Origin of the sequence: Campylobacter troglodytis, from assembly GCF_006864425.1 — a bacterium.
GTDB classification, from domain to species: Bacteria; Campylobacterota; Campylobacteria; order Campylobacterales; family Campylobacteraceae; genus Campylobacter_D; species Campylobacter_D troglodytis.
Map to the genome: position 1 here is coordinate 1 of NZ_QHLI01000019.1, position 14,701 is coordinate 14,701.

The window sequence follows — 14,701 nt, forward strand, 5'->3', positions numbered from 1 at the left end:
TTAATTTCTTTGTTCTTTAATGGCTTTGAGGAATCATAATCTTTGATGATGAGTTTAAAAGAAAATGTGTCGCTTGAGTGAGGGTTTAAAGGCTTGAAATCTTGCGTGATAGCTTGGTTGGGGGTGGTAAGAGAATTATCTATGCTTTTTTGAGATTTGTTTTCTTCATATGAATTTTTATCTTGTTGCAAATAGTTTTTATAAGATAGCATTTGTTGAATGATGGCAAAATGATTTATTTTAGGATTACTTAGATATTTACAAAGCTCTTCTGATTCAGCTTCGTTTAATGCTCGTAGTTCAATATAGTTATTTCGTAAAAGATAGTCTTTGATAAGATTTAGTTTGGTTATGTAAATTTCACAAAGCTTGTCTTGGGTTTGCTCTTCATCTAATTTTTGTTTTTTGCCTTTATCCTCAAATAAGCCCTCTTTAAAATACCAATCCTCTGCTAGTCCTGCTATAAATGCTCCTACAACAGCACCTATAATAGTGCCTACGATAGCAAAGCTAGTGCCAATAGTAGCTCCTATAACGCTTCTTGCTAGGATTTTGCTAGCTAAATTTATGCTTGCTTTTGTAGCTGATTTTTTAGCTATTTGTTTTGCAGATGTGCCAATATTTTTACCTATTTTACCAAAAGCATAAGACATGCTAGATTCAAATATTGTTTCTTGTATAGCTCTTTTATCATCTTTACCCTCTGCTTTCTTAAACAAATAAGAAAAAATACCAAAATTACCTATAAGTTTATATTGATAAAAAGTATTTATGCCTTTTGCGACTCCTTGTTTTACCATATATTCCTCTAATAGTACACTTGAACCTGCTCCCGCCACAACTATTGAGTAATTTATCAAAGTTCCTACATTGCCAAAATCATTGCTATAGCTATGGTTTTTTGCAAATTTTTGTTTGCAGATGCAAAATTCTAAAGCAATATAAGCAGATTGTGATTGTGTCTTACTTGACATTTTGTTTATTCCTCATCTTTTCTATTTTGTCCCAATCTATTTTGGGATATATGAAGCGTTCGTGTTGCAAACTTATTTTATATATTAAAAAATCATTTTTATCTGCGTTTAAAAGACTTTTTTCAATCATCGGCAATAAAAAGGAATAAAGCTCATCAATATTTGATCCTCCCCAATCTTGGATAAATGACACCACATTGCCAAAAGGGAATCTATCATTTAATCCCATTTTATAAAACTTTACTTCTGAACTTCCACCAAAAATCATAGCACCAGCGAAAAAAGGCAAATCAATATATATGTATAATGGCTCTGCTAGAGATATTTTTTTTGTTTTACCCAAATACTTTTCAAAAACTAAATTGTTTTTTGTAATATATATTTTTTTTCGATTTAATAATCTAAACAATCTATACATTGGCATTAGTGCAATAAATAATAAAACTAAGAATGCCAAAGCCATAATAATAGTCTCTAAATCACGATTGATAAGGTTTTCTATTATTTCTACTGGAAACCACCAACCCAAAACATATGAGAAAAATATTAGATGCAATATTGTAATAAAATAGCCTATATTGCTTTTTCGCTTTAGCCTCCAAATAATCTCATCGCCATTTGTATCATATCTTTTTGAATTTTGGCTTGTTGTTTGATTTGAATTTTTAAGTTGCACTTGTTGTTGCGACATTTTATTTTCCTAGCCCTTATTATAAAGTGTATAAATTCTAAACCACATATGTCCAAATATAGATTTATTATTCTTTGAGTTCTCTTTAAGATATGGTGTGCCAGCTTTTTCTATGAAGATCTGCATATAATATTTATTTTCCATAAGTGTTTCTATTTCCTAAATGGTCCAGAAATAATTATATGTGGCGTAATACCACTTGGCAAAGGTGCATTTTCTAGTACTTCAAGCCTAATGTTATATTTGTGCCAAACTTTTGTATCAAATAGCCCCAAGGTTATGATTTCATCATCGCTCCACATAGGAAAAACTCCCTTTATAGTTGTAAAATATAATGGCAATGTTATGATTTGTTCTTGGGATAATTTAGTATTGCCTAGTGGCGTAAAAATAAGCTTAAATTTAAAATGTTGATTTGGATGATACTCTTGCAAAATCTTTAAAACTTTTTGCTTTTGCAAGTCGTCCCAATAACATATAAGGCGACAACCATAAGAAAATTTATTGGCACTAGCAGGTCGCCAAATATAATCAAGTCGCTTGATAAAATCTGCTCCATTTTTTATAGGGAGATTTTCAAATGCTACCCTAAGATCGTAGTCATCAAGGTTTTTATCGTCATTTAAGCAGTAGCTATCCCTCCAATATGTATTAGGCTTAAAAAATATTTGAATAGCAATATATGGCTTGTGCCTCCAAAAATCAAACGGCATTGTAAATTGTTTTTCATACACATTGCCTTGCTTAGTAAAGTCAAATGGCTCTTTTATGTAAAAATACTCAGCTTTAAGTGGATTTAAAGTGCTACTAGAATATAAATTTATTTGAGATATAAATATTAACAAAATAGAATGTCTTAATATATTTTTGAATGTTTGTGTTGCATTTGCTGAATTTATCATTATGTCGCCTTTTATTCAAATCCTAACTCCAGCTTTTTCATCATTTCTTTGCTCCAACCCTTTGGGGCATTTGTGATGCTTGGATAGATTTGATTAAAAAATTCAATATACACATCTTTGTTATCGCTTAATTCAAAATAATATTTGCCTAGTGGGGAGGGGGTGGGTATGGTATATGATTCTTTTTCTTCTAATGACATCCATACAAGCTTGTGTTTTGGTATTTCGCTTATTTTTTGGTTGGGGGAGATAAAAGAAGACGATGGGCTACCAAATTCTGCGTGGTAAAGTCCTTTTTCATCGCTTGGGAGATAATTTGTAGCCTCCACATTAAAAAAGCCATATTCCCAGCCATCATTTGAGCTAGCAAGTATTTCATCTTTTAATTCTTGCGATAAATCACTATGATACAAATCGCTAACACTATTGCGCAATTTGTAAAACAAATGTTTCCAATTATCATATCTTGACAAAAAACTCTCATCTATATAACAGGCTATATTAAAGAGCATATTGTTTTTTTCTGCAAGGTATCCTTGATAATAGCGTATCGTATAGTTTTGCAAGCTCCACACCAAATACGCATAAAATAGCTCATCATATAGCAAAATCTTAAAATTAGATTGATTGGTTTTTGTTAGATAATCAAGGGCGATTAAATTAATCACATTATTGCGAACAATCTTATGTGTATCAGTATATCGCTTTATCATAGATTTTGGTAAAATCCCTTTTTGTGCTAGATTTTCAAAAAGTCTATCATTCAAATGATATGCCTTAATGCCGAGATTTTTGTTTATCGAAGTTAGGTAGTTTTGGATAAATTCTGTATTTTTTTGATGTAACTGCGTGAAATATGAGATGATTTGCTCTTTGCTTAAAGTAATATTTGCCTCGCTATTTTTGCAAAGGGTTTTTACATTATTGGCGTTATATATGGTGTATTCGCCACCCATCATTGCATCAAATTGTGTTTGTGGTGGAACATAGTTTGTATTTATCTCATCAAGCCATAAAGGATTGATTTTATCCACTTCATTAGTGATATTTGATATGTTTGAAGGGATCAATTTTGGTGCTAAAATGCCTTGCTTATTTTTGCTAAAAATAATTTTACCAAGATATAAGCCTATTTTATGGTCTAATATTTGGTATGAGTTATTGGGACACCAATCATTAAGGGCATTTATGGCTGTGTTTATGCCTAGATATATTTCTTTATCAGCTCGTTTGCGTAGAAAGTTATCGTGTATTTTTGGGTCCCAAACCCTTCCTAAGGCCATTATTTTACTCCAACTTTTTGTCTAAATTTCCAAGCCACCACCTTAGTATCTCTCTCGTTTGGTTGGATATAATATAGAGGCGATGGCTTCATAAATTGCTTGTTAATTTTAATTATATTTTTAGAATACTTATGATTTTTGTGGCACTTTTTCAATTCAGCATCAAAAATAGCGCATTCTTTATCATAGGCATTAAAAAATTTATCATAACTCCAAGCAATATAAAAAGTGTCATTATAATAAATCAATTTTGCCACTCTACTTTGTGCGAGTTTATGTCCTTGTGCATCCTCAAAAACATACCAAATATAAAAATGCCTAAATTCGTGGATAATTGTGTCTATAAATATAATAAAACTGTCTTTAATATTGTTTGGTGGCTTAATGCTAATGGTATTAGTTTTTCTACGGTAAGTGCCAGAATCGCCTGGATTTGGCTCAGTATCAATCTTTGGTCTATATTGTTGTTTTATGCCTAATTCATCGCAAACATCATAGAGAAAATCTGTGATAAGTTGTTTCCAATTTGCATTGCCACGCAAAAACGCATTTTCAAATTCTTGCTTATAATTTCTTGTGTTTGAATTTATGACATTACATATAATTGATATATTTATTGTTGAATCACAAAAACTTATACCTTTATATACTTTCACAACGCTATTTATAAAATTATCCCTATCATCTTTGTATTCATCCTTACACTCAAACCACACATAGCAAGTTTGTTCTACACTATCTATAAAATTCTCATCTCCTAAATCAAAGCTATAATAAATATAAGCAATTTTACCTGCAAGTTGGGGATAGGTTTTAAAATAATCAAATACTGCATCTGCCCTTTTGTTATATGTTGTTCTATTGCTTTTATAAAATTCATCTAAATTTTTATCATTAGCCTTTAAAAACCACAGTGCTTCATCTATGCTATAAATATAATCTAATTTATTCCACTCATTTATATCATTGCTATTTATGGCTTTAGCATATATAGCCTCTTGCTTAGTATTGTTATTAGCTCTTTGTGATTTGCTTACATTACCGTCATTGCCTACTGCAAAAGTTAGGTTAAATTTTATATGTGCTGTATTTTTATCAAACTGTTTTATGTTTGAAGCGTAGATAAGGTATATAAATTCTACATAGCCATTTTGTCGCAAATGATCTAGCTCTTTGGGTGTTGATAAATAAAAATCTTGTGTGTCTTGTCCTATAATAAATTCTTTTCTTAAATTATGTGATATAAGTTCAAAATTTTTAGCCTTATGTTTTTTTGCATAAAGCTCCTCTTTCCAATAAATTGTGCCTATATTAGATTCATCGCTAAATTTTATTGCTTTGAGTGTGAGATAAGTCCCTATTGCAAATGGAGCATTTAAATTCACAAAAACTCTATCATTATGCCCTTCAATCTTAATGTTTTTAATAAGATTAATCTTATAATCAATAATACATTTTACATATGGCATAGTATTTATTAGTTTGGCGATGTTTTTTATATTGGCAAAAAAGTGCTTTAAATATATATTATTATCTAGTGTTTCTTGTGTATTATCACATATTTTACAATGAGTTTGTGTGAATTCTTTATCATTATAAAGTGACAAAGTTGAATTAGATTTTGCAAAATCCGCATTGTTTTGAGCGGCAATGTTAGATTCTTTTAGCAAGGATTGTGCTTCTTGTGTGTTTATAAAATAAGTGCCATTTTCTATCCTTGCCTTAGTATGACCCTCATAACTCGCTCTTACTTTATCACCTTGCATCACAAAAAGTGTAAATCCATTGAAATATAAATAGATCTTTGCTTTGAAATAAAGCGTTGCAGAGCATTTTTGATAATTATTGGGGCTTAGAATTTTATTTGTGCTGTTTTTAAATTCATAGTATTGTGTGCTCTTTGAATTTAGTTTGTTTGTGGGGGTTTGATTGTAGTGCTCTAAGCTAAATGCGTGAGATGAATAAGTTTCTTTTGCTAGATAGTATGGACTTTGCTCGTAATCACTGTCATTTATGAGTTTAATGCTAAAAAAATCTCCCCTCTCATTGCTTGGAATTTCAAAGATAACTTCTCCATTTCTTGTAGTGAATTTAGATTCATAGCATTTTTTAGCATCAATATTTGTTATTTGAATTTCTTTGTCTTTTAAAGGGATTAATAAATCATAATCTTTAATGATGAGTTTAAAGGGAATCGTAGTGTTGTTTGTAGGTGGGTGAGGGTTGGGGGAATTTGTGGTGGTTTGAGTGGAGTGGTTAGAGGCATTTATAGTTGAATCATCTGTTGCATTTGTATTTGAATCTGCATCACTTTTTTTAAGATAATTGTTAAAACTGCGTAGCGTTTTATCTATATCGTTGGCATTAGAATCTGTGTGTAATAATACTTCTATTATGGATTGGTAGTCTTTGGAATCTAGATTCCTTTGAGGATTTGCATAGGGGTGAGCTGAATTATATTGTATCTCACCATTTGAATGATTGCCTTGAATAATCAAATCATTAACATCAAATTCATCTATCCAAGCAGTGATTTTATCGATAACATTGGAGGTAAAATCTTGCAAAGATGAAATATTATTTTCTATAATAGTTGCTATATATTTTGAAGATTCATCAAATCTTTGTTTTAGAGATTCCCAAAGTTGTGGAGCGTTTTCTTTGCAATAGATGTAAATTTCTGTTATGAAATATGTAAATGCTAAAGAAGCACCAATGCTAACCACCAAAGTCCAACAACCAGCAATAAAACCAGTAGAAGCAAGAGTCCCTACCGCCAATTCCGTAGCAATGCCAAATCCGATTTGCAAACCTCCTAAAATAAGCATATCATTAGCATTAAGATTAGAATCACTAATATTTAATACCATTGTTTTGGAGGCATTTTTGAACTTAGGTATAAATCTTGCATAAAAAGGCAATCCTTTTTCAATATACTTTATATTTTCTGTTATTACCGTGTCTATTGAACTTAACATATAAAATAAGGCTCAAGATACTTTAATAGGATTTTCTCTTATCAATTTTAATAAATTTTGATGAGAATTTTGTCCTAAATTTTTCGTCTTAATTCTGTTTCCTTTAAGTGAAGCACGAAATTTTCTTTTTTAATTCCACGAAATTTGGCAAGTCTAAACTTAGCAAAGCCCCAAAAATTATCTATTCCATTGATATGGCTTCGTCCGTTTGCGAACTCAAATTTGGCGTGTTTTACCCTATAATGTGCCTTTGCACCTTCTTGCAAAGTTGCGAGTGTAACGAAGCAAAAAATCCACTAAACCATCATAGGCTTTGAAGCTTTCCTGTAAATCTCGCTTTCTTCAAGCTCTGAAAATTCCTTTATTATGGACTGTAACTCTTTGGCAGAGCAATGTTTGACCACTTGCGTATAAACTCGTGCGATTGCGTTTTAACATACCAAACACAGGTGTCTTTTTTCCAGCCCCACGCCCACGCTTGCCCCTTACTCTTTTAGCTCCAAAATAACTCTCATCAACTTCGATTTCACCGCTGAGATTTTTTCGCATTCTTTGGCTATTAAAATGCGAATTTCACGCAAAATTCTATTCACGCAAACACGAGAAATTTTGCAAATTTCAGCGATTTTTTTCGCCTCTAAATCAAGGGCTTCTTGCAAAGTTACGAGCCGTAAGGCGAAGTAAAAAATACTTCAAAATTTCTCTAAATTTCTTTTGAGACAATTCGGAAGCGAATCATATACTTGTTTTTCATTTTGCTCTCCATACTTTAAAATGATATTGTATCAAATTAAAGTATCTTGAGCCTAAAATAATTTTGATTTTATTGAATCGGCGTTGTTGCTAACTTCTATGTCAATTAGACAGGGTTTATTGTCGCTTGTAATGCAGGTGGTAAATGTGTTTTCAATATTTTGTCCCATCATAATTCCTTTTCGCAAATTTTGGTATTTTGTGCGCTATTTGTTTTATCTTGTAAAATCGCTCTTTTGTTTAGAAAATCTATTAGCACACTAGAATCTATATCTTTTAAAAATCCAAAAACTCTGTGTTTAATGATATGATTGTCTTTGCGCTCACAACGCACGATTTGTTGTATTTTTACAGGAATTACCGATTGCGAAAATATATATTCGCAATAATACAAACTTTCATCATTTTTTATGCGATACAAGCCAATAGAGATAGCCCCAAATAAAATGCAAAATTCTGCAAAAAGCTCTTTATTTTGTGCATATATAGATTTTATGCGTGGCGTAACTAAAAGCAGGACACAAACAACCAAAAACCCAATATATAAAAAACTTAAAATGCCAAATAACGCACAAACAAATAATATGCAAAATATGCTAAAAAAACGCAATATTTTTGTTTTTCTATCACTACGAAATGGGGTAAGCAAGATTAGATTTTACTTTGTTTGTTTTCGCTCCCTAAAACTACAAAAATGCAAAAATAGCAAAATGAATATCGCGCAAAATATAGCAAAAAAGTATAACCCTACACACATCACAATATCATAAAAGTTTGCAAACATAGAATTTTGTCTAAAATGAATCTCTAAAATCACAAAACCAAGCAAAATGTTTATCGTGGCGCAGATTCGTGCAATATTTAGCACAGTGCCATATAGCCTCATTTTTTGTACATCCAAACTTTCATTTTTATAAGGAAATCCACAAAAAAGAAAAATATCAAACTTCTCACTCACTCTTTATCTCTCCACCTTTTATGTCCAGTTTATTAGAATCTATGATAACTTCCACGCTACCTACCTTTATATCAATGCCCTTATTTGCGTTATTGGGTAAGCCAAATGTTAAGCCCATTGCTTGTAAATGATTGTCTTTTGGCATTGCAATTCCTTATAAATATTACTTTATCGAATCACTATCGAGCTTATTTGTGTTTTTATGGCGCAAAAATTTCTTTGTTTTTGTTTGAAACATTTTCATAAATTTATCCATATTTGCATCAAATGTATTTGTATTAAATAGTGGCAAATGCACCATACACTTTATTTTCATATCGCTCCATTTAAGATTTTGCTTGTTTATATCAAAAAATATAATATTGTAAATACAAAAAGGAAATCCAAAATTGTGCGCAATTTTAACCCCATAATTTAGCTTGATTGTTTTTGTGAATAGAAATTTATTTGTTGTTATAATGAAATAGCTATCATAAAGCGTGATTTTACGCTTGTTGTCAACTATGATATCCCTTATACAAAAATAAACTCCAAATACAAATAATAACATAAGCGGAAAAATCAATATAGTAGCCCATTCTTGCTTGATTGCTTCAAATATATACAACTTAAAAAAGACTTGCATAAAACTATATATTACAATGCAACCAAACACCGCAGAAATAAAAAGCACAATTTTGCGTAATATGCCTATTTGGGATTTTACTTCGATTAGTGGATTAGAATCTATTGTGTGCATTTATATATTCTCGCGCTTCAAATATCTAAATGTTAATTTTTAATGCCCTTTCAATAACATTGATTTGGGCTTCTTTTGCCTTAATAATTTGTTCTTTTTGTGATTTGTCCATAATTTAACCTTTGCATATTATACTATTCTAACATAATATAATGGGAAAATTAGCTTTGTTTATATCGCATTTTCCATTTTCACGCTCATATTCATTTACCTTATCACTAGCTTTTTTGCTGAATGTGTAAAAAATTTCGTAAAGTTTATGAGATTTATTATATTTTGTATATTTGTCTTTATTGTAGAAATTTACCATTATTCGAATCAAACAATATGTTTCTTGTGATTAATTAAGACTCAATTAAACTTAAAACCAAATTGAAAGGTTTTTAAGTTAACGCCTATGAAAAACAAATACATAGTCCGTTCCCTAATTTCGCAGATATAATTTAAGGAAATTTTGCGTTATTTTTTACTTCGCCTTACGGCTCGTCCCTTTGCAAGAATTGATTTAGAGGCAAAAAAAATCGCTGAAATTTGTCAAATTTCACAACAAAGTTTGTGTAAAATTTTCAAGCAAATTTGCATTTTGATAGCCAAAGAATGCGAAAAAATCAGCAAAACGAAGTTTCTTTAGAAAATGAGCGGTGAAATCGAAGAGGGTGAGAGCTACTTCGGTGGTGTGCGTGGAAAAAGGGGGCGTGGGGCTGGAAAAAAGACACCTGTGTTTTTACTTCGTGCTACGCACTCGTAACTGCAAGCACAAGGTTTGCTAAAATGCAATCGCACGAGTTTATACGCAGGTCGTCAAGCATTGCTCTGCCAAAGAGTTACAGTCCATAATAAAGGAATTTTCAGAGCTTAAATAAAGTGAAATTTATAGGAAAGTTTCAAAGCCTACGAGGCCTTGTGATTTGTGTGCAAAGGCACATTATAGGGTAAAGCACTCCAAAAACGAGTTTGCAAATGGACGAAATCACATAAACGTAATATAGAATTTCTGGGGCTTTGCGAAGTTTCGTTTAGCGAAATTTAAGGGCTAAAAGAGAAAATTTTATCCTTCACTTAAAGGAAACAGAATTGAGACGAAAAATTTGGGACAAAATCTTTATCAAAACTTGCTAAAATTGATAAGAAAAAATCCTATTAAGTTTAATTGAGCCTTAATTAAATAGCGTATCCATAGATTCGCATACTTTATCACTATGTAAAAATTCATCTAAAATATAGATTCCATACAACAAAAGAGCTAAATATAAATCTTGTTGTGTGCATTTGGCATTATTTATTGATGGATTTTGCTGTATGTCTTTGCCATCATAAACGCATAAATTATAATTTCTGCCTAATTGTTTGACTTTGGATTTTAATGTTTCCGTTGAATCTAAATGTTGTGCTTTGGTCATTTCTTTTATATTTTGTAAGCGCAGATTTGGCTTATCATCATTTAGAATCTCAGTAAAAAAAGCTGTGGAAAAAATAAAGCTAGATTTTAATAATATTGTGCGACATAGCAAATCAGCCATTCCCCATCTGTTGCGTTTAATGCTTCTTGTTGTGTTATGTCTTTGCAACCAAAGCACCATATCGTTAGTAAAATACAGCAAAATCTATCGATTTATCCTTTACTCCAATCCTAATTCCAGCTTTCTCATCATTTCTTTGCTCCAACCCTTTGGGGCATTTGTGATGCTTGGATAGCTTCGATTAAAAAATTCAATATACACATCTTTGTTATCACTTAATTCAAAATAGTATTTGCCTAGTGGGGAGGGGGTGATTGGCTGCCTTCTTTCAAATAATGCTTGGTTGGGAGAGATAAATTGTAATTTTGTATACTCATCATCAACACTCATCAATCCCCCATTATTGCTAAAAAATAATTCCCTATAATATTCATCGGTTTCAAACATTTGATTTTCAAATCTCAGCTTAAATTCTTTTTTAAAATCACCTGTTTTTGGATCTATTTCACCACTTTGTCTCATTTGTGTTGCTAAATGAACATATTGTTGATATGCCCCTGGGTTAAAAAGTAGCTTATTTTCATCGCAAAAAGAAGCAGAAAAATTTACTATAAAATTTTTAAGACTCAATGCAAAATACCAATAAAATAGCTCATCATAAAATACAATCTTAAAAAGCATTTTATGATTCGTCTCTTTTAATGTTGAAAGATAATCTAAGATGGTTAAATCAAGTGCATTGTTGCGGATAAGCTTATGCGTGTCAGTATATCGCTTTATCATAGATTTTGGCAAAATCCCTTTTTGTGCTAGATTTTCAAAAAGTCTATCATTCAAATGATATGCTTTAATGCCGAGATTTTTGTTTATCGAAGCTATGTAGTTTTGGATAAATTCTGTATTTTTTTGATGTAACTGCGTGAAATATGAGATGATTTGCTCTTTGCTTAGCACAATATTATCTTTGTGCCTAAAATAGTGAATTTTTAGATCTTTGCGCTCATTTTTTGTAGGGTAAGTAGCCATACCATCTATATATCCTACTAGTCCTGTGTCTCTTGGCTGTATGTGTTTATTTGTTGGCATTACCTTTTTATTGATTTCATTTAGCCAAAATACATTCAATCCCTCAAAGCTAGAATCTGTGATATTTGAAGGGATAAATTTGGGCACTAAAATGCCTTGCTTATTTTTATTAAATTCAATTTTGCCAAGATAAAGAGTGGCAGTAAAGTCTTTGAAATGAGGTGGTGCGAAACATTGCATAAGGAATTTCTCAGAATTAACAGATAAATTTGGGTAAATATCCTCATCATATATCCTATCATCAATAGCTAAAATATTGCTTTCAATGCCTAAATAAATTGTTTTATACTTTACATATTCAATACCACCGCATATTGTGTTAAAATACATTTTATTATCAAGCAATAAACTTAAATCTAAAGTGTTAGCCATTTATCCGCCTTTTATTTTTGCTTTATACCAAGCCTTTTAATTACTTCGTTTGCCATATATCGTGGGTCGCGCTCATTTGGTTGAATCTCATAAGTACTTTGGTATATATCATTATTTTGTCCAAGATAGCAATTTACTTTATTTGATTCATTCTTATTGCATAATTTTTTGTAAGCCTTTGTTATTATATAATCACCGCTAATATAAAAATTAAAAGAATATGCAAGATAATTTAATAAAGGGCTTTTGTGTGGCTTTTCCTTATAAATTTTTTCGTAAATATACAAATGTCTGCATTCGTGTATAATAGTAGCAATAAGCCTATCTGAACGATACTGTAATGTAAATATAATATTGTCATTTGCATTGGCATAAGTAATTAATTTTTTATCTATTGCTACTGTATTGTATGGAATTTTATCTTCATTGTAGTAAGAAGTCATACCCCTACTAGCCATATCCTTAACAATTACATTATTAAGATTAAGTTTGAAGTATGAGCATATTTTCCATATTAAACTCTTTACAAAATTTTCTCTTTCTTGGTAAAAATCCATCCCAACCACCTTGCTTGCTTTGTCGTTGAGTGTGGCATTAAATAAACTATATCCATTAAATAAAGCATTATTATAAGCCTCTTTAAATGTAATATTTCTTTTTAAGATCTTACTTTGATAAACATCATTTTCAAACACTTTCACAACGCTATTTATAAAATTATCCCTATCATCTTTGTATTCATCTTTACACTCAAACCACACATAACAAGATTGTTTTGCATTGTCTATAAATTCATCATTCCCCAAATCAAACCTATAATAAATATAAGCAATCTTTCCTGCAAGTTGGGGATAGGTTCTAAAATAATCAAATACTGCATCTGCCCTTTTGTTATATGTTGTTCTATTGCTTTGATAAAATTCATATAATTTTTTAAGATTTATTTTTAAAAACCACAGTGCTTCATCTATGCTATAAATATGCTCTAATTTATTCCACTCACTTATATCATTGCTATTTAATATTTCGCCATTTTGCATTTTGTTTTGCTCGTTTCTTTGAGTTTCCCTTACTGCATTATCTGCACCAATTCCCACATTAAAATCTATACTAATCAAAATAAACGCATTAATAGCATTGTTTAAGGTAGCACATACAATAGCATAATCTTTGTCATTTTGTTTTCGCAGTGGCAAATAAAATCCTATTTTATTATATTGATTGTTTTTGTGAAAATACTTGCTTTCATCGCTAATTTGTTTATCTAGCCTAAGTTTTGTATCAAATATTGCATACCACCATTCCACCTTACTTGTTTGATTATCATCATTCATCACAGCTTCTAGCTCAATATAGCTTCCCGGTGCAAATGGCACTTTGATAGGATAGTTATAGTTATTTGGGCTATGATTTAAATACCTAATCTTTGTTTGGCTTTGTTTATCAATGCTAATTACTTGTGGTAGATTTTGTGAAAAATCTAGCCCCCATTCTATGTTTTCTATGAATTTTATATGACTTATGGTTGGTTTGCTATATTGCACTTTTAGAGTAACATTTGTCCGATTTGTATTATTTAAAATATATCTTAAATTCTTAGCATCATCATAAGAAAGCAATAGATCATTTTGTATTTGTTTATTATTTGCTAGATTTTTATCTCTTAGCATAATGATAGAACTACACGGTTTATTGCATTCTTTATCTGCGTAAATATTTAGTGATAAATTTGAAATAGATTCTGCAAAATCTGTATTATGTAGATTGTTTGCATTAATAAAATCTTTGATTTCTTGAGTATTTATATAATATATTTTATCTTGTAAAACCTTATTTTCATCTTGGTAGCCCTTATCATAGCAGTGAAAAAATGTGTGATTTGATTGTAAATCATCGTTTTTATCTTCTATATTACTTAATATGTCTATATTATCAATGTCGCTAAAGCTAGGCACAAAGTGCTTATAGCCATTTTGATGCTTTAATGTGTCCTTTTCTTGCAAGTTTAATGCTTTGCCACTTCTAGCCTCATAACTCGCTCTTACTTTATCACCTTGCATCATAAAAAGTGTAAATCCATTGAAATGTAAATAGATCTTTGCTTTGAAATAAAGTGTAGCAGGGCATTTTTGATAATTATTGGGGCTTAGAATCTTATTTGTGGTATTTTTAAATTCATAGTATTGTGTGTTCTTTAAATTTAGTTTGTTTGTGGGGGTTTGATTGTAGTGCTCTAAGCTAAATGTATGAGGAGGATCAGATTCTTTTGCTAGATAGTATGGACTTTGCTCGTAATCACTGTCATTTATGAGTTTAATGCTAAAAAAATCTCCCCTCTCATTGCTTGGAATTTCAAAGATAACTTCTCCATTTCTTGTAGTGAATTTAGATTCATAGCTTTGTTTAGAATCAATATTTGTTATTTGAATTTCTTTGTCTTTTAAAGGGATTAATAAATCATAATCTTTAATGATGAGTTTAAAGAAGAGTGCGTTCATAGCATTT

Annotated in this window: 12 protein-coding genes and 2 pseudogenes; 2 read left to right on the plus strand and 12 right to left on the minus strand. The window is 30.7% G+C overall.

Going from position 1 to position 14,701, the window contains the following annotated elements; translation table 11 throughout:
- From DMC01_RS05355 to DMC01_RS13320, 9 genes and pseudogenes are all read right to left on the minus strand, one after another.
- Positions 1-860, minus strand: an 860-nt coding sequence (locus DMC01_RS05355; RefSeq protein ID WP_221887133.1) for a hypothetical protein, incomplete at its 3' end; no start/stop codon positions are given.
- A 103-nt stretch (positions 861-963) separates the two neighbouring features.
- The gene (locus DMC01_RS05360) at positions 964-1,665 is read right to left on the minus strand and encodes a hypothetical protein (RefSeq protein ID WP_142693252.1); all 702 of its coding nucleotides are present in this window, start codon (positions 1,663-1,665) and stop codon (positions 964-966) included.
- A 9-nt stretch (positions 1,666-1,674) separates the two neighbouring features.
- A complete protein-coding gene (locus DMC01_RS15870) occupies positions 1,675-1,809 on the minus strand; it encodes a hypothetical protein (RefSeq protein WP_282432259.1) in 135 nt (44 codons plus the stop codon).
- 8 nt (positions 1,810-1,817) lie between these two features.
- Positions 1,818-2,567 carry a hypothetical protein gene (locus DMC01_RS05365; protein WP_142693253.1) on the minus strand — a complete coding sequence of 250 codons (750 nt, stop codon included), beginning with the start codon at positions 2,565-2,567 and terminating at the stop codon, positions 1,818-1,820.
- A gap of 11 nt (positions 2,568-2,578) precedes the next feature.
- On the minus strand, positions 2,579-3,850 hold the full coding sequence (locus tag DMC01_RS05370) for a hypothetical protein (RefSeq protein WP_142693254.1): 1,272 nt from the start codon (positions 3,848-3,850) through the stop codon (positions 2,579-2,581).
- Entirely contained in the window at positions 3,850-6,720 is a 2,871-nt protein-coding gene (locus DMC01_RS05375; RefSeq protein WP_142693255.1) for a hypothetical protein, read from the minus strand. Before DMC01_RS05375 ends, DMC01_RS05370 begins: the two co-directional genes overlap by 1 nt.
- Before the next feature lie 120 nt (positions 6,721-6,840).
- Positions 6,841-7,594: pseudogene (locus DMC01_RS05380) on the minus strand (IS1595 family transposase).
- A gap of 156 nt (positions 7,595-7,750) precedes the next feature.
- On the minus strand, positions 7,751-8,113 hold the full coding sequence (locus tag DMC01_RS05385; RefSeq protein WP_142693256.1) for a hypothetical protein: 363 nt from the start codon (positions 8,111-8,113) through the stop codon (positions 7,751-7,753).
- 418 nt (positions 8,114-8,531) lie between these two features.
- The gene (locus DMC01_RS13320) at positions 8,532-8,684 is read right to left on the minus strand and encodes a hypothetical protein (protein WP_185908736.1); all 153 of its coding nucleotides are present in this window, start codon (positions 8,682-8,684) and stop codon (positions 8,532-8,534) included.
- Between the two features lie 1,048 nt (positions 8,685-9,732).
- Between DMC01_RS13320 and DMC01_RS16515 the strand changes: the two genes are divergently transcribed.
- On the plus strand, positions 9,733-9,909 hold the full coding sequence (locus DMC01_RS16515) for a hypothetical protein (protein ID WP_427846097.1): 177 nt from the start codon (positions 9,733-9,735) through the stop codon (positions 9,907-9,909).
- Positions 9,910-9,918: 9 nt separating this feature from the next.
- A pseudogene (locus DMC01_RS05390) lies at positions 9,919-10,432 on the plus strand (transposase); the annotation flags it as partial.
- 3 nt (positions 10,433-10,435) lie between these two features.
- Here DMC01_RS05390 and DMC01_RS05395 read toward each other — a convergent pair.
- From DMC01_RS05395 to DMC01_RS05405, 3 genes are read right to left on the minus strand one after another with little or no spacing between them, the layout of a single operon-like run.
- Complete coding sequence (locus DMC01_RS05395) at positions 10,436-10,846, minus strand: hypothetical protein (RefSeq protein WP_142693257.1); 411 nt, start codon at positions 10,844-10,846, stop codon at positions 10,436-10,438.
- Between the two features lie 51 nt (positions 10,847-10,897).
- Positions 10,898-12,196 carry a hypothetical protein gene (locus DMC01_RS05400; RefSeq protein WP_142693258.1) on the minus strand — a complete coding sequence of 433 codons (1,299 nt, stop codon included), beginning with the start codon at positions 12,194-12,196 and terminating at the stop codon, positions 10,898-10,900.
- A gap of 11 nt (positions 12,197-12,207) precedes the next feature.
- Complete coding sequence (locus DMC01_RS05405) at positions 12,208-14,694, minus strand: SprT family zinc-dependent metalloprotease (protein WP_142693259.1); 2,487 nt, start codon at positions 14,692-14,694, stop codon at positions 12,208-12,210.
- Positions 14,695-14,701 lie beyond the last annotated feature (7 nt).

Excerpts from the sequence above, each read along its gene's own strand:
- DMC01_RS05360 (WP_142693252.1), bottom strand. The coding sequence starts at position 1,665 with ATGTCGCAACAACAAGTGCAACTTAAAAATTCAAATCAAACAACAAGC.
- DMC01_RS15870 (WP_282432259.1), bottom strand. The coding sequence starts at position 1,809 with ATGGAAAATAAATATTATATGCAGATCTTCATAGAAAAAGCTGGCACA.
- DMC01_RS05365 (WP_142693253.1), bottom strand. The coding sequence starts at position 2,567 with ATGATAAATTCAGCAAATGCAACACAAACATTCAAAAATATATTAAGA.
- DMC01_RS05370 (WP_142693254.1), bottom strand. The coding sequence starts at position 3,850 with ATGGCCTTAGGAAGGGTTTGGGACCCAAAAATACACGATAACTTTCTA.
- DMC01_RS05375 (WP_142693255.1), bottom strand. The coding sequence starts at position 6,720 with ATGGTATTAAATATTAGTGATTCTAATCTTAATGCTAATGATATGCTT.
- DMC01_RS13320 (WP_185908736.1), bottom strand. The coding sequence starts at position 8,684 with ATGCCAAAAGACAATCATTTACAAGCAATGGGCTTAACATTTGGCTTA.
- DMC01_RS05400 (WP_142693258.1), bottom strand. The coding sequence starts at position 12,196 with ATGGCTAACACTTTAGATTTAAGTTTATTGCTTGATAATAAAATGTAT.
- DMC01_RS05405 (WP_142693259.1), bottom strand. The coding sequence starts at position 14,694 with ATGAACGCACTCTTCTTTAAACTCATCATTAAAGATTATGATTTATTA.